Genomic DNA, 20,031 nt, shown 5'->3' with positions numbered 1-20,031 from the left:
GAAGAACTTGCTCGGCTCGCCGGTGTCCCATCGTCGGTGCTATGTCTCGTCGACAAGGAGGGCTATCTTGCAAGCCTGGAATGCGTGTACTACGACGGTATTGTCACGGAATGGCCTGACACCGACCGTTGTGCAGTCATCCTCCGGGACACCGGTCGGAAAATGACTTCAGTATTACTACCGAGTGGGGCCCTCGTGCGCCCCGATGATGAGGAAGATCCTTGGGCATCTTTTGGGGAGGCCGGCTTGGGATTCACAGCAACGACCCGCAAGGGCTGGACTGAGACATATAGCGCCAGCGGGGAGTTGGTCTCGCGGGTTAGGTCGACGTAGGGCTGTCATTATCTGATTTCTGCGTGTTGACGGGGAGAACGCTCAACCCTCTAGGCTGAGGCCATGCAAGAAGACCCATCAGGAAGGGCACGCGTGGCGAAGCCTCGGGCGCAGATTACGGTCCGGACCTACCTCATCTGCCTCGCGGCGCTTGTAGCCTTGTCCTTCGGCGCTCCCGCAGTGGAGAAGCTTTTGCGGGCCAAATCTGAAAGGGTCTGCACCACCGAGAACGTGGTCATTTCCCATGAGAACCGAAGCCGCACCTCCTATAAGCTCGACACCTCGTGCGGGCAACTCGTGGTGGACGACTCGATCGCCGAGGAAGCCGACCGGACCATCAAGAAACAAACGACGTACCGCATGGTCATCGCTTCAGGCCTCCTGGGTGAGTACCTGGTTGAGTTACCCGTGGAACTCCAACCCTGACTGCCCTGACAAATGAGATGGCCTATGAACCAACGACACCCGAGCACGACGCAAAGCGCTGATCCAGAAAACGTTCACGTCTCCGTAGTCCGGGAAACGATCATTCCCGTTCTACTGAACGGCTTGGTCGGCATCATCGTGGTGGCAGGGCTTTGGATCACCGTGGTTCCGCCGGAATCACCGGGCAGGCTGGTCCAACTGGCTTTGGGGGGCCTTGTTGTCCTGGGACTCTGCCTTCGGTCAAGGTTTCCTTGGCTAGCTGCCGCTTGGACCGGCGTTGTGACGGCCGTTGGCTGGAGCTTGGGAATGACCGAGGATCCTTTCCTCGTGACAGGGCTCTGCCTGTACGTTGCCGCGGAACGATTCGGGACACGCCTCTTTCCTGCATGGCTGATCGTGCTGGAAATTCTTCTGTTTGCGTCCTTGCTTCTGGTCTCTGCGGAGGGCGCCGAAGCGAGCATCCGGGGCATCATCCTGGGCGCCGTCATCATCGGGGCCGCATGGGTCTTGGGAATTCGCACCCAACGCATGCGTTGCGAAACCGAGCGCAATGCCCGGGCCCAGGAACGGCTTCGCCTCGCACGGGATATCCACGACGTACTGTCCCACACCCTGGGAGGGATTGGGGTGCGGGCGGGCGTCGTGGCCCATGTAAAGTCGTCCACCCCCGACGATCTGCGATCTGCACTGCAGGGCATCGAGTCCGACGCCCGTGATGCGTTGGGCCAACTTCAGGTGTTGATGCGACAGGAACGTAGCGAAACGGCTGATGACGCTCCGCCGGGAAGCCTTCCGGAACTGGTGCGGGAGCTGTCGCAGCCGGCCATACGGGCCGGTATATCTGTCGTGATCGACGCCGACGAAAGTGCCCACGATCTTCCGGCCGCGCAGCGAACGACCGCGTATCGAATCATTCAGGAAGCCCTGACGAACGTGATCCGGCATTCCGGAGCAGGAACCTGCCGGATCACCATCAGGACTGAAGGCGACGACCTGCGGATCAGCGTCCTCGACGACGGCCCGGGGGCGGCTTTGGCTTCCAAGAACGGTCACGGACTCACAGGCATGCGTGAACGGGCTCAGTTATTGGGCGGGACCTTCGAAGCAGGACGGGAGACCAAAGGATACCGTGTGGCTGTTTCACTGCCGGGAACTGCAGGGAGGGTGCACACCCGATGAATGAAATCAGTGTCCTCATCGCAGACGACGATGCTCACATCAGGACGTCACTGCGCCTCTTGATCGACGACGAGCCGGACATGACGGTGTCCGCCGTGGCTGTGGACGGCGCGGAGGCCGTGGAGTCCATCTTGGAGCATCAACCGGATGTGGCGCTCATGGATGTTCGAATGCCACGGATGACAGGCCTTGAAGCTGCAGGCATTCTGGCCTCCCGGAAATCCAGCACCCGGTTGGTCATGCTGACCACCTTCGATATGGACGATTACGTGTACCAAGCTCTCCGACAGGGCGCCTCCGGCTTTCTCCTCAAGAATGCGCCGCTGCCGGACATCCTCAAGGCAATCCGGACCGCGCATGAAGGTAACGCCCTCCTCGCCCCGGAGATCACCCGCCGCCTCATAGACCGCTTCACCCAGAGCCCGGCCGCACACGACCGGATCAGCGAACTGACAGTCCGCGAACGCGAAACCTTGACCCTCATCGGACAAGGCGCCTCCAACAACGAAATAGCGGCTGCCCTGTTTCTCACGCGAACCACGGTGCGGACCTATGTGAGTAGAATCCTGACAAAACTGGACGCGCGGGACAGAGCCCAACTTGTTGTCATCGCCTACGAAGGCGGCCTGGTGCGTCCTACGCCCATCTAAAGTCTTCCCCCCGCGCAAGAACGTGCCACGACTGTCAACACCTGCAGACAGACAAGCGATGCCGGTCCGGATTGACTTGAGTCATGCCAGCATCTTCCACAGCGACCCTCGACGTGCGGCCGGGGCCACGAACCACCATGGCCCGCGCCGTCAGGGCCGAGACCACCAAACTCCTGACGCTGCGTCTTTGCCTCAACACCATGGCGGGAACGGTGCTGCTCACGGTGCTTCTTTCCTGGATACTGACAAATCTGATCGACGCTGCCCATAAGGCAGGGAGGCCGGAGGAGGCAGCTGGCCTTGAGGGAGGTACGGCCTTTCTGGTCATCCTTCACTATGGACAAATAGGGGTCATCCTTCTTGCTGCGTGGTCGATGCACCAGGAGTCGGACAGCGGCTCGCTTCGTAGCACCTTGATCAGCCTCCCGCAGCGCAGTGCCGTGTTGGCGGCCAAAGCGATCGTGATTGTCGCTGCCGTATTCATCACGGCTGTCCTGAGCGTGTTCGGGTCGGCAGGGATTCGTTGCGTGGTCATCGACTGCACCACCGAAACAAGCCAGATAGCAGCAACTCCACAAGCGGCATCAGGAATCCTGTGGGGCGTGGCCCTTTACTGGATACTCATCGCCCTGTTCACCTACGCCTTGTCGGTGGTCCTTCGCAGCGGATTGGCGGCCATGGGCACGGTCTTGGCGATGGCCCTCATTGTCTCCACCTACATGGTGAACATCACCCCCCTGGCCAAGTTCCTGCCGGATCAGGCGGGCGCCCAGCTCTACCAACTGCCACCTTCCGCGCCGGGCGATTTGGGACCTGCGACGGGCGGATTGGTCCTGGTGGTGTGGGTGGTCGCAGCGTTGGTCGCTGCTCTTGTTCTGTTCCGCCGCCAACCAGTTCGCCGCTAAGTGACATCGACTACCGAGGAGATCAGACAGTGATCGAGATTAAGAATTTGAGCAAGAAATACGGGCAGTCGGACGGAATTATCGACGTCTCACTGACGGCCGAGCCCGGGAAAGTCACCGCTTTTCTCGGCCCGAACGGGGCTGGCAAGTCGACCACTTTCCGTCTGCTTCTCGGCCTCGACCGGGCGGACAGCGGGTCCGCGCTCATCGAAGGAAAGCCTTACCGGGACCTCATCGCTCCCCTCTGGACCGTTGGAGCTCAGTTCGATGGCTCAGGAGCCCACAAGGGTCGCACAGCCAAGGCCCATCTCACTTGGCTGGCTCAGTCCAATGGCATCCCGCATTCGAGGATCGGTGAAGTCCTGGAGCTCGTCGGACTTTCGGACGCCGCCCGGAAACGCGTGGGAGCGTACTCACTGGGGATGGGTCAACGGCTGGGGATCGCCGCGGCCCTCCTCGGCGATCCACGCATTATCGTTCTCGATGAGCCGACCAACGGCTTGGATCCCGAAGGTATCCGCTGGATCCGGGGGCTTCTGAGAACCCTCGCGTCCAACGGCAAGACTGTCCTTATCTCCAGCCATCTCATTAGCGAGGTCCAGCACGTAGCTGACCATATCGTCGTCATTTCCGGCGGCCGCATCGTCCAGTCCGGAAACGTCGTTGATCTGGTAGCCGGTCACCATGACTTGGAAGCCGCCTACTTTGACTGGACCGGCAACGCAGCTAAGGGAAGCGCCGCATGACTACACTCGTCGACACAGCCCGAACGCCCAGTCTGTTCCGCGCCGAACTCACCAAGCTCGTCACGTTAAGGTCCGTGTGGATCACTGCCGCCCTGACGTGGCTCATCGTCGTGCTCGTCGGGTGGTCCCAGGCGGGTCCGGTGGGGGAAGCGCTCCGAACGAATGACCCCGGCCTGGCCCCAGGGGCGAGTCCGGAGACCGTGGGCTTTGACTGGGTTGCGCTGGGACTGATTGGAATCATCGTTATCGGCGTCATTTCCGCATCGAGTGAGTACGTGTCGGGCCAACTGCGGACAAGCCTGGTGGCCGCGCCGAACCGCGAGCGCCTCTACGTGGCAAAATGCACTGCGTTGACCGTGTTTGTCACGCTGCTGGGTCTGGTGACCATCCCGCTGCTGAGCCTGCTGTCCCAATCCGGTCTCGGCGAACTTTCCGTCGTCAACGGAACCATTCCGGCAAGCCTCGTTCTCCGCTGGGTTGGTGCCATCGCTTTCTGGGATGCCATAGCCCTCATTGGGTTCGCGCTGGCAATCTTGCTCAAGCAGACGCTGATACCGCTGTTTGCGCTGATTGTAGTGTCGCAACTGTCGTTGATGTTGCTCTTGCTGACTCCGGCTTTTGCCTACCTGCCCACAGTGGCCGGGGTCCTGCTGTTTGATCCCGGCTTGGTGACGGGGTCATACCCGGCCGCGGACCTGGGTGCTCTCACCGCTGCGATAGTAACCTTCACCTGGACAGCCGGCCTCGTGGGTTTTGCAGGGTTCAAGTTCAGCACGCGGGACGCCCGCGGATAGCTGAACCACGACGGCGGCCCTCACCTCAGACTGAGGCGGGGACCGCCGTCGGGCTTGGCTTAGCGACGTACGAGTCCGGTTTTCGCTGCGACTGAATATGTCCGGTTAGGCGTATGTTCACCAACCCCATCGAAATAGTCAGCTTGCTTACTAAAGCATCCTTCCCTAGGCTGGTTCAGGTCAGACAAACAACTCTCGCAGCACCGGCACATGCCCAAAAAGCAGCCGAACAAGAGGAGGAACAATGTCAGAACACAACATCGCAGGCAAGAAGGTCGCATTCCTTTTGACGGACGGCGTGGAGCAGGTGGAACTCACCAGCCCGTGGCAGGCCATCAAGGACGCCGGAGGCGAGCCCACCCTGGTAGCCCTCGACAAGGGCAAGCTCCAGGGTTTCAACGGCGTGGACAAGGGCGACACCTTCGACGTCGATCTCGCAGTTGCGGACGCCAACGCCTCCGACTTCGACGCCCTGGTTCTCCCGGGCGGTGTCGTCAACGCGGACAACCTCCGCGTGGACAAGGACGCCCAGAACTTCACGCGCTCCTTCTTTGAGCAGCACAAGCCAGTGGCATCGATCTGCCACGGACCGTGGATCCTCATCGAAGCCGGAGTGATCAAAGGCCGCAACGTCACCTCGTACCACACGCTCCAGACGGACCTGAAGAACGCGGGCGCCAACTGGAGCGATGAAGAAGTGGTGTGCGACCAGGGACTGGTCACCAGCCGCAACCCGGACGACCTCCCCGCCTTCAACGCCAAGGTTGTTGAAGAGATTTCGGAAGGCCAGCACGCCGGCCAGACAGCTTAGCGGCCACCAGCGTCCTTAAGGCGAGTGCCGCCGTCGTACTTTCACAAGAAGTACGACGGCGGCACTTGCGTTTAACGGCCAGGCAGGCTCGTTCGTCCGGGCACTTGAGTGATTTGCAAAATATATAGACTGGTCTATTATTTCTTCATGCCATCCAAAGGAACCCTGACAAGAGAACGGCTCGCACAGCCCCTGCTCCAGCCCGTCCAGACCAGCGGTGTTGACGCCGAAGACGCGCGGCCGCCGGCGGCCGTTCTTGTGCCGTCGGCGGAGACTGCGACCATAGCCTCTCGCACCACGCAGAGCACCCAACCCCTTGCTGCGGCTGCTGGTGCGGTAGTGGAGCTTGTCAACCAGCGTTGCCAGACCGCCGGGAGGAAGCGATGACACCCCACGCAGGCTCCCGCAACGCCCTGGTCTTCGGGGCCTCGGGAATGGTCGGCCGGCACCTCGTCCTGACCCTTGCAAAGGCTGGCGCGAACGTGACAGCGGCAGTCCGGACCGCCGAGTCCGGAGCGCGTGTGGAGCGATGGGTCAGGGAGCATGGCCTGGAACGCAGCATCAGGACGACGATCGTCGACTTCGATGCTCCCGGGATCGTCGCGGGTGGACCATCGACATTGCCGTTCATCACCGAGATCCACAACTGCGCCGGGACCTACCGATTCGGGATGACCGCCCAGGAGGCACGCAGCGCAAATGTTGGCATCGTCGAGAAACTGATCGACTTCGCAAAGGACCTCCCCAACCTGCAGCGCGTCGTCCACGTGTCGGGCTACCGGGTGGGCGGACAGGACCCCGCCACTGTCCCGTGGTCAGATGACCACCGCATCGCGGTTTACAAGGAACTTGGCGCCTACGAGGCTTCGAAAGTGGAATCCGACGCCATCTTCCAAGCACGTGCCTTGGAGCACGGAGTCCCCTGGACGATCGTCAATCCGTCCAGCCTGATCGGCGACAGCGTGACCGGGGAGTCCGACCAGCTCATCGGCCTGGCTACCACCATCGCGCAAATCTGGGAGGGAGCCGTAGCCGCACTGCCCGGAAACGGATCGACGTTCCTCCCGGTCGTCACGGTCGACTACTTGGCTGCCTTCATGACGGCAGCAGCGGTCGATCCCACTGCTGCGGGCAAGGCTTATTGGGTTCTCGACGACGCTACCCCGCCGCTGGCTGACCTGCTCACCCACGTCGGGCGGCACCTCGGAGTCAAGGTTCCGCGGGTACGGATGCCGGTCGGCGTCATCAAGCGACTCCCGCAGCGGATCACCAGGGCGGATCCCGAGACACTTTCCTTCATGTCCGCCGACCGCTATCCGACAGAGTCAGCCATCGAGTTCGCAAACAGACACGGGATACAGATGCCGGACGTACTGGTGTCCCTGGAACGGTGGGCCGACTACTTGGCCGCACCCCGGTTTGGCGACGCCTTGGCTGACGGCCGCCGATTCGTCGACGCCGGCGGTGTAAGGACATTCGAGCTCGGAGTAGCCGGATCCAGCCGGGTGGTCCTTCCCGGCTTGCCGGTCAACGCAGACACATGGGCCGGCGTCGCTTCGGGTGTCGGCGCGCGCGTCGTCGACCTTCCCGGACTCGGCCTCAGCGGAGGAACAGGCATTCAGGACTGGGAGCGGTGGCTTCCCGATGTGCTGGGCGGTGAACCTGCTGACCTCATCGGCCATTCCATCGGCGCGGCTGCGGCAGTGGTCGCGGCGGACCGGTTCCCGGAGCGGGTCAAGTCCCTGACAATGGTCGCACCGTTCTTCCTCCAAACCCCAACGGGCGTCCCAGCCGGGCTTCGGCCGCTCGTATCCACCTACCTGCGACACACCAATCCGGCGCGGCTGTCACGCCAACTGACCGGATCAGAAGCGAACGCGGCTGCTCTCCAGTCCAGCCTCAGTGACATCAAACGAAGCAGCGCCAAGAAGGTGGCCAGGCAACTCGCCCTTGCAGGATCGAAACAGTGGCGTAGCGAACTCCAGGAGGCCCTGGGGCGATTCACCGGCCCGGTCCGCATCATTACGGGAAGCGAGGACCCAATCGCCCCGGGCATGGTTGGGCAGCTCGAATCACTTCCGAACGTTGAGCTCGTCTCGATGCCGGGCGCAGGGCACCATCCGCAGCTGACTCATATAGATCCACTCGTCACACTCATCACGCAATCCGTCGGGTGAACAGGGCACCCGGGTCCAGCTGTTTAGAAATACACATGCCGATTGAGATCCACCAACGAGCTCTGACCTGAAAGGTAGCCAGAGGTTCAAACTGGCTACATATTTCAAAGCCAGTTCAGGGGATGCTGGGGTGATGTTGACTTGCGTGAACTGGCCATCAACGGACGAGTGTGGGCCTCCGGACTGGACCCGCAACCGAACAGCCACTAACTCTCAAACGGGCGAGTAAACGAACACCGCAACCCAAACGCCGGATGTCAACCGCCAAAGCCACAACAAAATGGAGCACCGTCGGTCCACAGGCTGGTGGCACTTAGGAACCGAAGGACGCTGTCCCACTTCCTTGGAAGTGGAACAGCCAAGAGTGGGACGCTGCCCAGCAGCTGATGGGGTCAGTTAGTGCAGAGAAGTTTGGAGCCGATCTTCGCATCCTTGGCCCAGGACGGGACCAGGCCGCACTTTGCGATCAACAGCCGCCGGTCAAGGGCTCCCTCGTCCAGTCGTTCGGCCACGATTGGCACAATCTGGGTCGGGGCGACGTTCCAGCTCGGCCCAGGAGGGTTGCCTTCAACCTCCTTGGCCTCGAAATGGCTCAGAAGATCGCTCGTTGCTTTGGACATCACGTATCTGCCGCAAATGAGCCCATTCTGCCCACAAAACCTTCAAAGCGTGGCCAGCCGCGGGCCGGCGCCCGGGTACTTCTTGAGGACCTCGCGCAGCTCCCCCTCCCATGACGGAGCTCGCGGTCGCTGTCCTGAGGTGTGGTGTCCCGCGTTGGTACCCATACTCAATCATTACCTCGCTGATTCTTCTCTTGCCGTGGCGCTCATTCGAGCGGCTTTTCCCAATCCGCGAGGTCACGCAGGGATCCAATCACTTGGTAGAGGGCTAGTCTGGCAGCCTCCGTTTTCAGGAATGGGGTCAAGGGAGGTGGCCAATTGAGAGGCTTGTTGTCCGCTGGCCAGATCAGCTTTGCGGGAGTGGCATCGACTCCTCGTTGTGCGTCAAGCCAGATATAGCGGTTATCGGCATTCCAGGGAAGATCTGGTTTGAAGTACTGCTGGATGAAATAGATGCCCTCTATTCCAAGGAAAGAACTCGCTGTGTTGTTTGGTTGGGCCAGTGCCGCTTGGGCGTCCGTGCCTGCGTCCAAGACCAAACGATGGGGTTGGTGCCAGATTGAAACGGTGGACCATGGGGAGTTTGTAATCCCCATATAGATGCGTGCGGACGAAGGTGGCCGGCGGGTCTTCATGAAGGAAGTGAAATCTTCGTCCACGAAGACCCTGTCCTCGACAGGAAGGTACTGGTCATACATAAGAAGGCACTTATATACCCACGCCGCCAGATAAAGCTTTCCTTCAGGGGACACCAAGTGCGGCATGGGAGGTGTCTTCTTGGCCATCTTTCTTAGGATCGGTTTGACTGAAGTCTCCAGTCTCGACATCCAGCCGTTGTTGCAAGCAGCGCAGACGCTCTTTACTTTTACCTCGTGGACGTTCGGCGTCCTCGTACCCCGAGCTTCATTGACCTTGACATAGGTTCCTTGAGAGTTCTTCCTCACGACCGTCTGACGGAAAGGAGCCTGGTAGGAGCCCTTGCGTTGGATGAAGGCCTGAGGAGCGGCAAATTGCCGTAACCACTGGGGAAAGACGTGTTCCACCGTCAAAGGAAACCCACCGCAGAAGACACATGTTCTCATGAGCGCAAAGGCTATCCCGTTTTGTCTGGCTTGGGAGCCACCCTCGTTGGGCGGCACTCATTGATGCGTGCAAAGGACGCTTGTGCGCACTTTGGGACGTTCGTCGGCAACGACCTCACCGTTACTAAGTTGGCAAGCATCGGTCCGGCGGTTCCATCGGCGTTCAGGTGCCATGGTTTTATTTGCACATGAGCAATTCGGACCTGATCGCACTAGTCGCTGGTGTCGTGACACTCGTTGGGGCAGTAATTACGGCACTGCAGTACAGGCGCAGCAACCCCAAATCACGGATATCCGCAGACGTCAGGGCCGCCCCAATAGTAAACAAGCTCGGGCAAGGCAGCGGTTGGGACAAGCTCGTGGTCCAACACTCCGGCAACGTTGTGCAGAACCCCTACGTGCTGATTGTCACTCTTGAATCAACTGGACGAGCGGATATCCAGAGCAGCAGATTTGATGCCGGAAAACCACTCATCCTCGAATGTGGCGCGCCTATTATCGCTCTGCTGAGTGACGATCCTGAAGCCGATCTGGGTAGAGTAAACCCGGCTGGGTTGTTCCGGGCCGAAGGCGATAACGTCCTTTTCGGTCCTGCTCTGTTAAAGAAAGGCCGCCCCGCCCAAACAACGGTGCTGCTCGACGGACGACCTAAGTGGGCGTGGAATGACCGGAACCTCATTGACGTCAAGATCCAGCCTGGCCGAGGTCGAGACGCCGTGGGCTTTCTCCGAGGACATTTCTCATTAGGCACCATTGCAGCAATAGCCACCGTAGGTGCCCTACTTGTGGCTGTGGCGACATTTGCCCTGCAGTTCTTCGGACCTCAGCTTGGGATCGGGAGTCGTTCGGTTCCCCCACCCGTACAAACCCGTTTGGACGGCACCTACCCACAAGCTGGTTGCTCCGTAGATGCCATAACGCTGAAGAGTATCCCCATTGCCAGGGCCTCAGAGCCTTCCCCGTTCGCGTTAGTGACCGTACTGCACTCTCCTGGATGCGAAACGAGCTGGGTCCACGTCAGCAACCAACTCAGCGGAACAACGGTCACGAAGTACATCGAACGAGGCCCTGCTGAGGGCCTCCCTTCAGTTAGCTTCACATCGCCGGATATCACTGGAGATGTGCAAGCAACACCCGAGGCAAAGAACTCCTTCACACGCCAGGTGTACGCACCCGGCTGCGTCCTTGTACGAGTGGAGTTCACGGACGCAACCGGTATTCGTCTGGGTGAGGTGCCTCTGCAGCCTGTGTGTTGATGCTGGAGTAGGCGACAAGAGCAACGTGTCCCACTTCCTTGGATACGGAACGCGGCAGCTGGGACTCCGTTGACGTAAAAGAGAGACGCTGTCGGGTTCACCGACCTGGTAGGCCGCTTAGGCGGGAGCTGGAGCCACTCGGTCGTCCTGCATGGGAACAGGAGGAAGCGGAGCTGGCAGCACCGGGGCGTTGATGAGGGAACGGTCGTAAACGACCAAGGCGTTGTTCTCGATGATCTGTTGCTTCGAGGTCACAAGACCTGTCCGTTTGTCCCGGGTCAGCCTCATCACCCGGTTATGGCGGTAAACCTTATTCCCGGACTCGTAGAAGTAGGCGTCCTCTTCACGGATGTGGAATTTCACATCCGGGACGTGCTCGGCGCGAAGTTCACCACACAGGTATTCGTCGTTGGTACTTACCAGGAATTGGAAAGCCTGGTCCGTGTCATTGCGAACCCGGTAGTCCAAGTAGTTGTAGATGATCGAAGTGCCCGAACCAAACGGGATCTGACGATTGAAGTCCGGAAACAAGTCCAGGTCCCCGTGGTGGTGATGCTCCACCACAGTCAGCTCGCTGTGCAAGACCATCCAATGCAGAAGGTTCGTGAATTGACACAGGCCGCCACCAATTCCGGAATCGGCTCGGCCATGGTTGATGACCAGGCCCTCGCGGTATCCCTTGGCTTCAGTGCAACTCCCTACCAGCTTCCAGAACGAAAAGGTCTCGCCGGGACGAATGACGACAGAGTTCACCAGAGGCGCGGCGATCCCCAGACTTACCGCCTTATTTTCCTGGAGGTGCAAGTCCACGTTGCCCAGCTTGCGGCGGATCAGTGAGTTGTGACGGTAGACAACCGCAGGAAGGACCTCTTCCGGCTGGCGCCGCGCAAAGACTGTGGGAGAGAACAGGTCGCGCAATTTGCGGTTCAGGATCATGCGCTGCACAGAAATGCGGTATGTGATCGGCGAAAGTTCGCAGAAGAGTTTTCGTGCCATGGTTCCCCCGGTAAAAACGCCCACCCAGGGCAAGCCAAACCGGAACGCCCGGCGTCAAGGCTATCTTTCCAGACGCTTGAAGAAATCGAGTAATCGGTGAAACGGTCCGTCCTGACCCAGTGGAACATGGGCCATCCAACCAACGCCTGAGGTTCATGCGATACCAGATGCCGGCGCAGGTGCCTTAGGTGCCGACCGGGATCGTCCCAGTTCCTTAGAAGTGGGACACCAGCAATGGAACACTCCCCCACCCATCCGAATCTGTCGTTTTCAGAAGCCGACTGCACAAAATCCCGCTGAATTTTTGGGTTTGTGCAGACGGGTTGCGATCAGTGACTGGCCGGTACTCCTGTGCACAAGTGCCCGTTTGTTCAGCACTCCTGTTCACAATCCGCGCCATTGATTTGTCTCGGAACGTTAGGGATTCGAGGCACCTCGGTTATAAGACATGGAGGGGGTTCAGAGAAGGAGCCGGCGCCCGCGGGCGGGATCGCTTATCGGATCAGCTGGTCACTTGTAGGACTAGAACACGATCGAGTCGAAGACGGCGCGTGCCTCTCTCATCAGCTCCGGATTGATTGATTCGTCGATACGGCCCACCGCGACGACAGCCCGCTTGCCGTTCAGGTCGACCACCCGGTAGGTTTCGCGTTCGCCCCGGGTGGAGTACCAGCGTGAGCAGGCTTGTGTATGTCTTGAGTAAATGCATAATTCACCGCCGTCGCAGGCGTTCATGTCCACGTTGGCCTCGACGAAGTGGTCGAACTCGAAGCCTGAGTAGTTGCCCACCGTGACCTTGACGGGAGGGGTGCTTGCCGTTGACGACTGCGCCGCCATCGCGTCAACGAAGGCCTCGGCCGACGGACCGTCATCGGAAAGGGCGCCCCTCCACTTGCATGCGTCCATCGCCACATAGTTGACAGGCAAAAGAGTTATGTGGACGGCCCATTCAGCTGGGTGATCCGGGTCGTCCTTGCCCACACTTCCGCCGTCGAGAGCAAACCAGCCGTCTGGGACGGTGATCTCGAAAGGTTCCGTATGGCCGGCGACGGGGACGAGGTATGTGCCGGCGTCAATGTCTCCACTCTCCGGCAGCGGCGGGAACGGGCGGGGGTCGTTTCCGTCCGGCAGTGGCGGGGCCGTGCGGGCCTCCAAAGTTGGAGAATTGGTGGACGGGAGGGCGACGTTATCGGGCTCATACTCGCACCCGCAAAGACATCCAATCAGGGCGACAATCACCAAGGCCAAGAGATGGCGCAACCGCTGACCGGCCTTTTCGAGGGGTGTCATGGAGCTCATTGATCCACCAGCCACTACAGGGTGCTGTGAGGCCCCGCAGCCGGGTGGCCCCGCGGGCGGCCCGAGATGGAAGGCCGTCGCCTCAAGTCTCCTCCGGCAGAGAACCCGTGACAAGGAAGAACTGCCCGGAGATCAGTTTCGACTCATGCAATCCCCCGAAATGACGAAAGCGCGTCGCTGAAGCAGCGGCGAGGAAACGCCAAATGATTGTGTCAACTTAGATTGGCCCCGGTAGGACGTATATTTTTGGCCCCAGCAGTCTGATGGCGTCGGTTCGCTGCTGCCGGACGTGCAATTGAATCAGTTCTGTTGGGAACACCTCCACTGTGAGGAGCCCTCTTTAGGTTTGGGTTCGTTCCATGGCGCTGGCTCTACCGGCCATGTGGCCCTACGCATTAGTGGTCGTGGCGTAAACCCTCGTGGAGCTGATCGGGGAACCGGGGGGCGCCTGCCGCAGCCAGCGCGAACCGGGATCTGGCTCCGTCAACTTCCGCGTCGGACGTCGTCAAGAACGACTTTAATGGGGACCGCAAGGCTGACATTCTGGCCCGTGATGGCGCCGGCGACCTGTGGCTTTACCCCGGAAATGGCTCGGCGGGATGGATGCCACGTGTGCAGGTATCCGCCGGCTGGAATAACCAGACTAATAGCCTAGGGATCGGCGACTTCCAAGGCGACGGATTCGTTGACGTAGCCGTCTCCAACCGTGGCGGGATGTGGATAGAGCGCGGTGATCGAAAGGGCGGTTGGCTGAACTCAGCGTGGGCGGGATATGGCTGGTTCTTCGGGTCGGAGGCCATCGGTGTCGGTGATTTCAATAGTGACGGCACAGCTGATGTCGTGGGCCGCGACAGTTCCGGTGTCCTGTGGCTCTACCCCGGCAACGGAACCGGCGGCTGGTTGCCACAGAGCGTGACCGGCGCCGGCTGGAACGCCATGAACTCCCTTGTTGGACCCGGCGACTTCAAGGGGGACGGAAAAAACGACATCATAGCCCGGGACTCCATCGGCGACTTGTACCTTTACGAGGGCAGCGGTGGATCCGCATGGCCCACATCGAGGAAAGTGGGCAGCGGCTGGAACATCATGACGGAGATCCTATAACTGTCCTAGCCGGACGTGGTGCCCATTTCCGGATCCGAGGCCATGGGATGTAGACGTCCGGTGGAGGATCCATCACCGTACATGTTCTGGCTAACTCGTTGTATGTCGCTGCGTCCAGGCATCGATCCAGTCCGCGATCAAAGTGTTGCCCATGCGACGCGCGTAGTCAGATGCGGTCATGTAAGACTCGCCCGCAAAAATGCCCGGTGAAGCTGCCGAAACGCTACACAGTTTCCTGTCCCATTTTCTTGGAACTGGGACACACTCGGTGGGACACTTCCGAGTCGCGGATTCAGTCGGGGCAGCATGCCGGATGTCGCGTGATGCCGCGCCGATCCCTTGGAGGCATCCTCTAACGTGCATGTTGTGCAGACGGCTTTGGGCACTCATTCAGACACAGTCCAGCAATGATGAAATCCCAGTCCAGCGTCCCCGACACACTGTCGTCCCGCATGTTGTCCCAAAACATCCCCTTCCAACAGCTATCACAAAGACAACTTCCGGGACAGCTGGGTCGCCGACTCACGAGCGAACCCGCACCCATTCCGGGCCCGCAGGGACCCGGCCAAACGGCCTGGCTGGGGATCAAACCCGTGCCAGCTCCCGCCGTCGTAATGTTGCGCAGGTCACACCTGGCACATACGCTGGGGTGCGCTGCAGCGTGGCAGCAAGGATGAAAGGCAGAAAATTGGCCAGCGACAAGCTCTCCGTAGTTGTTCGCGTCGACGTAGACGGCGAACAGATCCAGATCGCAGCAACGGGCCGCGTCACCACCTCGAGCCTTCAGGGGCTTTACCCCTTGGTTCAGCGGACAAAGGGCCTAGGCGGCGGACTCGGCGTGGAAATGGACCTTTCGGAAGCGACCATCGACGCAGATGCGCTGGACCAACTGAGGATCTACGCTGAACTCCATGAGGTGCCTGTCCGCCTCAACACTGCGCCCGGCAACGTCGGCAATGTGACCGCCCTGCCCTCCCGGAAACTCCAGACAGCAAGCCGGGCAGCCTAAAAGGAGAACGCATGCGAAAAGTAACCGCCGGACTGTTCCATTCCGTGGATGGCGTGGTCCAGGATCCGTTCAAGTTCCAGTTCGACAGCTTCGACGAGGACCTCGGCAAGGGCCTGACCAAGATGATCAACACCGTGGATACCGTGGTGCTGGGCCGGGTCAGCTACCAGGAGTGGGCCGGATACTGGCCAAACGCCACCCAGGACGATGATTTCGCCGCCTTCATCAATCCTGTCGAAAAATTCGTGGCGTCCCGGACCCTGACCGAACCGCTGGAGTGGCAGAACTCGCACCTCATCAACGGTCCGTTGGAGGACTTCATCACCGATCTCAAGAACCGCGACGGCGGAGAGATCGCCGTATGCGGCAGCATCTCGGTGGTCCGCCAACTCCTGTTTGCGGGCCTGCTGGACGAGCTGACCCTGATGACGCACCCGGTGGTGGCGGGCAGCGGCCGCCGCCTCTTCGAGGACGGCGATCCCCAAAACCGGCTCGTCCTGGAGGACCAGTACGGCACCAGTAAAGGCAACGTTGTGAGCACCTACAGCCTGCGCAAGGACTAGAGAACGCTCGACGGCGGCAGCCGGCTGCCGTCGTCGACCCGCCTCAGCGCTCACCCCAGCAGCAACGCCGCGCCCAGCTCGCTCCGGAAGTAGAGCACACTGTGGCCGTAGCGCGTGGAAGTCACGAGCCCGGCATTCCGGAGCACCCTGAGATGCTGATTGACCGCGGACGTGGTCACGCCAAAGCGCACTCCAAGCTCGGTGGATGAGGCAGGCGCAGCGAGCGCCGTCAACAGGCTGGTTCGGGCCTCGCCGGGCACCGCCACCACAGCGTCAGGGCTTCTCACTTGCTCCGCTTCCCACATGGCTCCTTGACCGCGGGCCGGGTACATCAGCATCGGCGGGTCACCGTGGTTCACGGGAGCAGAGGCCCTGCGGGTGAACATGGTGGGTACGAGAGTCAGCCCCAGGCCATCAGTCTTCTCGGTCCGTGACGCAGGGTTCTTCAACCGCACGGAGATGACCCGGCCGTCGAATTCCACGGCACCGGACAAGTCGTTGAGCATTGTGAACAGCCCGCCATGGGCGAGTTGCCTGCCGCGGTAGACGATGTCTGCTTCCAGGATGGTGCGCATGCGCAGCCAGTGCGGTGCGAAGCACGTTTCCCAAAAGTCCTTGAGGATTTGCACGAGGCGCCGGATCGCCGGGCCAACGGGTCCGGCAAAGACTGCGGGCACTTCGCCATGCACCCGGATCAGGTCGCCGTGGAACTGCTCGGCTGAAATTTTCTCCAATGCCGCGAACTCGTCGTCGATCCTGGTGAGAGGCGAATCAGGCCTGGGATTCAGGAAGTCCGGCGTCCAGAGCCGGTGGTCAACCAGCGCCAGCAGACCATCCAGATCCAGGCGCGAACGGGCTTCCTCCGTGCGGCGCAACCACGGCAGCTGAAGAGGGTACTGGCTGGGATCACGGATGGCCCTCAGGGAGAGCCCCAGTTCACACATGGGCGAGATGCCGAAGCGCACCCCGCCCAGGTCGGCGCCGGACAGTACGTACTTCAACATGAAGCATAACGCTACATCACTACCGGCCATCCTCGGCGGGTGACAGAACTAGGGGGTGACCAAAACTCCGGCAGACACCATTACCCCTCCCCGGCACGGCCTCCGCGCCGCCCTTTCCGAACCCAGCCTTAGGATCCTCGCTTCGGCCATTCTGGTCTCGACGGTGGGTCGCGGCATCTTCCTTACCCTGACGGTTCTGTACTTCAGCCGCTTCGTCGGACTCAGCGCCGTGGAAATCGCCGTCATCCTCTCTGTTTCCAGCGGGGTCGGCGTCGCGACGTCGTACATTGGCGGCCGCCTTGCGGACCACTTATCCGCGCGCCGACTGCTGGTGGTGATGGTCGCCGTCGAAGGTCTCGCTATCGCAAGCTATACGTTCGCCGGGAACTTCGGCACCGCCGTCGTGATTGCCTGCATTACGGTAGGCGTGGACCGCGCCGCGAACGCCACGCGCTCAGCGATCATCGCGCGTGCCTTCGATGGCCCGAACCGCGTCAACGCCCGCGCTGTCCTCCGCACCATCACAAACCTGGGCATCGCGACGGGTGGCATGATCGCCGGATTGGCGTTGCTGGCCGGGACGGCCGACGCGTTCCGCGTGATGATGATCAGTGCCGGCGTCGTCTATGTCCTCAGCGCGCTGCACCTCCGCCGCCTTCCCAGCCGCGTCGACGCGCCGCGACACGACCCCGCCAACCCTGCGCCGAAGCGTGGCATCTCCCCCTTCAAGGATCGCCGCTACGTTCTGTTGACGGTGCTGTCCGGTATTTTCGGCATGCAGTTCGGACTCGCCGAGATGGGTGTTCCGCTGTGGATTTCCCAGGACACCAGCGCGCCGGATGTGCTGATATCGGTGGTCCTGGTCATCAACACTGTTTGCGTCGTCCTGCTGCAGGTGCCGCTCTCCCGCGGCACGGACCATCCTGCCCGTGCCGGGAAGATCGTGCTGACCGGCGGGGTGCTCATGGCCGCGGCTTGCGCGCTCTACGCACTGGCGGGCGGAGTGCCGGTGGTCGCCGCCATCACTCTCCTGTGCGGTGCCGCACTCCTGCACTCGTTGGCGGAAATCCTTTCGCAAGCGGGGGCGTGGGGACTCAGCTTCGAGCTCGCCAATCCACTCCAGGCCGGCGCTTACCAGGGAATGTTCGGCATGGGATCCTCCCTGGGGGCCATGCTCGCACCTCTCGTGGTGACCGCTACCGTCGTCGAACACGGCACGCTGGGTTGGGCCATCCTGGGAGCGGTCTTTGTTGCCTCGGCGGCGGGCGTAGCGCTGATAGCGCGGAAAGCCACGACGACGGCGGTACTCGCCTAACGGGGCGGGCGCAGGGTCCGCCGCCGCCCACCGGCGGGCTGCGCACTGGGTTCCGGCGGGGTTTCCTCGTCCGAGCATTCCGGACACTGCCCATCAGGAAACTCGCCCACTTGCGGCCAGATCCACCCCTCCAAGCACAGGTCATTCCTGCACGACTTTTGCGCCATTGACTGTCCCCCTAAGCCACGTTCCTTTCTACTAAGGTGCACAAAAGCACTGATTCGTTACGCGAAAATCTGCCCCCAGGGCGAGACCGCCGCGAGCAACATCACCACGGAGACGGAGGGATTGAGCCGCCCACCCTGAAACCATGGAAGGAACGAGTGAAGGGGAATCATGGGGGAATGGGTCTGGCCGGCGTACGTGGGCGTGTTGGGAGGAGTGGCCCTCTTTGCGGTGTTCATGGTGCCGATCGTGGCCGTCCAGTACAGGATGTACGGCCGGTTCACGTGGCGCCGGTTTCTGGGTGCCGCGGGGCTCAGCATCTACGGCGTTGCTCTGGTGGCTTACACGCTGCTACCCCTGCCGGACCCCACCCTGTTGAAATGCGGCCCGGGCGGCAGCACCTTCCAGGCGGTCCCCTTCCAATTCCTGGACGATATCCATCGTGAGACCTCGGGCTTGGGGATCACGGGGACACTGACCAGCCGTGCCATGTTGCAGGTTGTGTTCAACGTGGTGCTTTTCGTTCCTTGGGGTGTGATCGCGCGCCGCTACTTGTCGTGGAACATTGCCGTCTCTACGCTGACGGGCGCCCTCGCCTCGGGCCTCATCGAAGCGACTCAATTCACTGGTTTGTGGGGCATTTACGACTGTGCCTACCGCCTTGCCGATGTCGACGATCTCATCACCAACACCCTGGGTGCCCTGATCGGTGCCATGATTGCGCCTTTGGTCCTCTGGTTCATGCCGCAACGACGCGACCTCCGCGCAGCCCGTGGCCAGAGCCGCCCCGTCACTGTCCGGCGGCGCTGGCTCGGGATGATCATCGACTACGTGGCGCTAACGTTCCTTGGCTTCGGCTTCGTTGTGATTTACAGGGTGGGGTTGCTCGCGATCGGTGCGGACCTTCCCGGAGCCGACGACGCCGTCTCCCTCGTCCTCATGCATCTCGTTCCCGGGTTCCTGGTGTTCTACCTGCCGGCGCTTGTGGGTTCCGGCGCATCACTCGGCCAGCGCGCCGTGTGGCTGCAACCGCATTGGCCGGCCACCCGCCGTCGGGCGTTGCTCCGGGCCAGCACCACCGGCGGACTCTATGTTGTGTTGTCGTTCCTGACTGCCCTGATACCGGCAACGGCGTTCGGTCCGCTCTCCGGCCTGCTGCTCCTGGCCGCCTTCGTGGCGGTTCCCCTGACAAAATCGCGGGGACTTTCGGGCGTCCTGACGGGTGCGGAGATGGTTGACTCGCGTGAAATCGAACGACGCCGGGTGGCTGGCCCAGCTCCTCGACCCGCCTAGGGGCCGCACGCCACCTCGGCAGCCGGCTGGTGCGCGAGGTGCGTGTGGCCGGCTCGAGGGGGGGTCTGCTTTCGGGCCGGCCACACTGTCCACTTGGGCAAGCGGACGAGCGCACCTCCAGCTCGCCGACAAAAAGGCGGCATGGATCGTTGCGCCGTGACCGGCCGAGGAGGGGGTCTCAACACCTCATAGGCCGTGGCTGCTGTTCTACATCCGGAATGCGCTCTGCAACCTGTCACTACTTAGTAGTGGCGCCACCTGATGGAACGTGTCATGGTCCAGGTCACTTTCTTTTTATCTTTTT

At 61.2% G+C, this 20,031-nt stretch carries 20 protein-coding genes; 15 read left to right on the top strand and 5 right to left on the bottom strand.

Going from position 1 to position 20,031, the window contains the following annotated elements; translation table 11 throughout:
• Positions 1 to 396 precede the first annotated feature (396 nt).
• The 9 genes from JMY29_RS00490 (at position 397) to JMY29_RS00450 (ending at position 8,021) form a co-directional block, all read left to right on the top strand.
• Positions 397 to 759 carry a hypothetical protein gene (locus JMY29_RS00490; protein ID WP_144027663.1) on the top strand — a complete coding sequence of 121 codons (363 nt, stop codon included), beginning with the start codon at positions 397 to 399 and terminating at the stop codon, positions 757 to 759.
• A gap of 306 nt (positions 760 to 1,065) precedes the next feature.
• Positions 1,066 to 1,938 carry a sensor histidine kinase gene (locus tag JMY29_RS00485; RefSeq protein ID WP_189076505.1) on the top strand — a complete coding sequence of 291 codons (873 nt, stop codon included), beginning with the start codon at positions 1,066 to 1,068 and terminating at the stop codon, positions 1,936 to 1,938.
• Positions 1,935 to 2,588: a response regulator transcription factor gene (locus JMY29_RS00480; protein WP_110504856.1), complete on the top strand. Its 654-nt coding sequence runs from the start codon at positions 1,935 to 1,937 to the stop codon at positions 2,586 to 2,588. Before JMY29_RS00485 ends, JMY29_RS00480 begins: the two co-directional genes overlap by 4 nt.
• 83 nt (positions 2,589 to 2,671) lie before the next feature.
• Positions 2,672 to 3,493, top strand: coding sequence for a hypothetical protein (locus JMY29_RS00475; RefSeq protein WP_189076504.1), 822 nt, complete (start codon positions 2,672 to 2,674; stop codon positions 3,491 to 3,493).
• 47 nt (positions 3,494 to 3,540) lie between these two features.
• Entirely contained in the window at positions 3,541 to 4,239 is a 699-nt protein-coding gene (locus JMY29_RS00470; RefSeq protein ID WP_229778660.1) for an ABC transporter ATP-binding protein, read from the top strand.
• The gene (locus JMY29_RS00465) at positions 4,236 to 5,033 is read left to right on the top strand and encodes an ABC transporter permease (RefSeq protein WP_189076503.1); all 798 of its coding nucleotides are present in this window, start codon (positions 4,236 to 4,238) and stop codon (positions 5,031 to 5,033) included. The genes JMY29_RS00470 and JMY29_RS00465 overlap by 4 nt, the downstream gene beginning before the upstream one ends.
• Before the next feature lie 244 nt (positions 5,034 to 5,277).
• Entirely contained in the window at positions 5,278 to 5,844 is a 567-nt protein-coding gene (locus tag JMY29_RS00460; protein WP_018778399.1) for a type 1 glutamine amidotransferase domain-containing protein, read from the top strand.
• Positions 5,845 to 5,991: 147 nt separating this feature from the next.
• On the top strand, positions 5,992 to 6,231 hold the full coding sequence (locus tag JMY29_RS00455; RefSeq protein WP_189076502.1) for a hypothetical protein: 240 nt from the start codon (positions 5,992 to 5,994) through the stop codon (positions 6,229 to 6,231).
• The gene (locus JMY29_RS00450; protein ID WP_189076501.1) at positions 6,228 to 8,021 is read left to right on the top strand and encodes an alpha/beta fold hydrolase; all 1,794 of its coding nucleotides are present in this window, start codon (positions 6,228 to 6,230) and stop codon (positions 8,019 to 8,021) included. The genes JMY29_RS00455 and JMY29_RS00450 overlap by 4 nt, the downstream gene beginning before the upstream one ends.
• Before the next feature lie 392 nt (positions 8,022 to 8,413).
• Here JMY29_RS00450 and JMY29_RS00445 read toward each other — a convergent pair whose 3' ends face one another.
• Together JMY29_RS00445 and JMY29_RS00440 are read right to left on the bottom strand one after the other, a co-directional pair.
• Entirely contained in the window at positions 8,414 to 8,641 is a 228-nt protein-coding gene (locus tag JMY29_RS00445; RefSeq protein ID WP_229778659.1) for an SOS response-associated peptidase family protein, read from the bottom strand.
• Between the two features lie 206 nt (positions 8,642 to 8,847).
• A complete protein-coding gene (locus JMY29_RS00440) occupies positions 8,848 to 9,684 on the bottom strand; it encodes a hypothetical protein (protein WP_229778658.1) in 837 nt (278 codons plus the stop codon).
• Between the two features lie 227 nt (positions 9,685 to 9,911).
• Here JMY29_RS00440 and JMY29_RS00435 point away from each other — a divergent pair, with 227 nt between their 5' ends.
• Positions 9,912 to 10,979, top strand: a complete 1,068-nt coding sequence (locus tag JMY29_RS00435; RefSeq protein WP_189076499.1) for a hypothetical protein — start codon at positions 9,912 to 9,914, stop codon at positions 10,977 to 10,979.
• Positions 10,980 to 11,096: 117 nt separating this feature from the next.
• On the opposite strand, the gene JMY29_RS00430 is transcribed toward JMY29_RS00435, so the two are convergent.
• The gene (locus tag JMY29_RS00430) at positions 11,097 to 11,975 is read right to left on the bottom strand and encodes a VanW family protein (protein WP_189076498.1); all 879 of its coding nucleotides are present in this window, start codon (positions 11,973 to 11,975) and stop codon (positions 11,097 to 11,099) included.
• 522 nt (positions 11,976 to 12,497) lie between these two features.
• The gene (locus JMY29_RS00425) at positions 12,498 to 13,274 is read right to left on the bottom strand and encodes a hypothetical protein (RefSeq protein ID WP_189076497.1); all 777 of its coding nucleotides are present in this window, start codon (positions 13,272 to 13,274) and stop codon (positions 12,498 to 12,500) included.
• A gap of 474 nt (positions 13,275 to 13,748) precedes the next feature.
• Between JMY29_RS00425 and JMY29_RS00420 the strand changes: the two genes are divergently transcribed.
• The 3 genes from JMY29_RS00420 to JMY29_RS00410 all read left to right on the top strand — a co-directional run bounded on the left by JMY29_RS00420 (position 13,749) and on the right by JMY29_RS00410 (position 15,950).
• Positions 13,749 to 14,378, top strand: coding sequence for an FG-GAP repeat domain-containing protein (locus JMY29_RS00420; RefSeq protein WP_189076528.1), 630 nt, complete (start codon positions 13,749 to 13,751; stop codon positions 14,376 to 14,378).
• 673 nt (positions 14,379 to 15,051) lie between these two features.
• A complete protein-coding gene (locus tag JMY29_RS00415) occupies positions 15,052 to 15,387 on the top strand; it encodes a hypothetical protein (RefSeq protein ID WP_189076496.1) in 336 nt (111 codons plus the stop codon).
• A gap of 11 nt (positions 15,388 to 15,398) precedes the next feature.
• Positions 15,399 to 15,950 (top strand): dihydrofolate reductase family protein, encoded by a 552-nt coding sequence (locus JMY29_RS00410; protein WP_064722292.1) that lies wholly within the window; start codon positions 15,399 to 15,401, stop codon positions 15,948 to 15,950.
• Positions 15,951 to 16,000: 50 nt separating this feature from the next.
• Here JMY29_RS00410 and JMY29_RS00405 read toward each other — a convergent pair whose 3' ends face one another.
• Positions 16,001 to 16,954 carry an ArsR/SmtB family transcription factor gene (locus JMY29_RS00405; protein ID WP_189076495.1) on the bottom strand — a complete coding sequence of 318 codons (954 nt, stop codon included), beginning with the start codon at positions 16,952 to 16,954 and terminating at the stop codon, positions 16,001 to 16,003.
• 55 nt (positions 16,955 to 17,009) lie between these two features.
• Here JMY29_RS00405 and JMY29_RS00400 point away from each other — a divergent pair, with 55 nt between their 5' ends.
• Together JMY29_RS00400 and JMY29_RS00395 are read left to right on the top strand one after the other, a co-directional pair.
• The gene (locus JMY29_RS00400) at positions 17,010 to 18,269 is read left to right on the top strand and encodes an MFS transporter (protein ID WP_189076494.1); all 1,260 of its coding nucleotides are present in this window, start codon (positions 17,010 to 17,012) and stop codon (positions 18,267 to 18,269) included.
• A 336-nt stretch (positions 18,270 to 18,605) separates the two neighbouring features.
• Positions 18,606 to 19,727: a VanZ family protein gene (locus JMY29_RS00395; RefSeq protein WP_189076493.1), complete on the top strand. Its 1,122-nt coding sequence runs from the start codon at positions 18,606 to 18,608 to the stop codon at positions 19,725 to 19,727.
• Positions 19,728 to 20,031: the final 304 nt, after the last annotated feature.

It is taken from the genome of Paenarthrobacter nicotinovorans, from assembly GCF_021919345.1.
In the GTDB taxonomy this organism is placed as follows: Bacteria; Actinomycetota; Actinomycetes; order Actinomycetales; family Micrococcaceae; genus Arthrobacter; species Arthrobacter nicotinovorans.
The sequence above is the reverse complement of the archived record's forward strand: the minus strand, read 5'-3'. Positions and strand labels throughout refer to the sequence as shown.

Bases quoted from the DNA above. Each gene is read 5' to 3' on its own strand.
- JMY29_RS00460 (WP_018778399.1), top strand. From the start codon at position 5,278: ATGTCAGAACACAACATCGCAGGCAAGAAGGTCGCATTCCTTTTGACG.
- JMY29_RS00480 (WP_110504856.1), top strand. From the start codon at position 1,935: ATGAATGAAATCAGTGTCCTCATCGCAGACGACGATGCTCACATCAGG.
- JMY29_RS00410 (WP_064722292.1), top strand. From the start codon at position 15,399: ATGCGAAAAGTAACCGCCGGACTGTTCCATTCCGTGGATGGCGTGGTC.
- JMY29_RS00455 (WP_189076502.1), top strand. From the start codon at position 5,992: ATGCCATCCAAAGGAACCCTGACAAGAGAACGGCTCGCACAGCCCCTG.
- JMY29_RS00450 (WP_189076501.1), top strand. From the start codon at position 6,228: ATGACACCCCACGCAGGCTCCCGCAACGCCCTGGTCTTCGGGGCCTCG.
- JMY29_RS00435 (WP_189076499.1), top strand. From the start codon at position 9,912: ATGAGCAATTCGGACCTGATCGCACTAGTCGCTGGTGTCGTGACACTC.
- JMY29_RS00425 (WP_189076497.1), bottom strand. From the start codon at position 13,274: ATGAGCTCCATGACACCCCTCGAAAAGGCCGGTCAGCGGTTGCGCCAT.
- JMY29_RS00405 (WP_189076495.1), bottom strand. From the start codon at position 16,954: ATGTTGAAGTACGTACTGTCCGGCGCCGACCTGGGCGGGGTGCGCTTC.
- JMY29_RS00475 (WP_189076504.1), top strand. From the start codon at position 2,672: ATGCCAGCATCTTCCACAGCGACCCTCGACGTGCGGCCGGGGCCACGA.
- JMY29_RS00490 (WP_144027663.1), top strand. From the start codon at position 397: ATGCAAGAAGACCCATCAGGAAGGGCACGCGTGGCGAAGCCTCGGGCG.
- JMY29_RS00395 (WP_189076493.1), top strand. From the start codon at position 18,606: ATGGGGGAATGGGTCTGGCCGGCGTACGTGGGCGTGTTGGGAGGAGTG.
- JMY29_RS00465 (WP_189076503.1), top strand. From the start codon at position 4,236: ATGACTACACTCGTCGACACAGCCCGAACGCCCAGTCTGTTCCGCGCC.
- JMY29_RS00430 (WP_189076498.1), bottom strand. From the start codon at position 11,975: ATGGCACGAAAACTCTTCTGCGAACTTTCGCCGATCACATACCGCATT.
- JMY29_RS00415 (WP_189076496.1), top strand. From the start codon at position 15,052: ATGAAAGGCAGAAAATTGGCCAGCGACAAGCTCTCCGTAGTTGTTCGC.
- JMY29_RS00485 (WP_189076505.1), top strand. From the start codon at position 1,066: ATGACCGAGGATCCTTTCCTCGTGACAGGGCTCTGCCTGTACGTTGCC.
- JMY29_RS00445 (WP_229778659.1), bottom strand. From the start codon at position 8,641: ATGTCCAAAGCAACGAGCGATCTTCTGAGCCATTTCGAGGCCAAGGAG.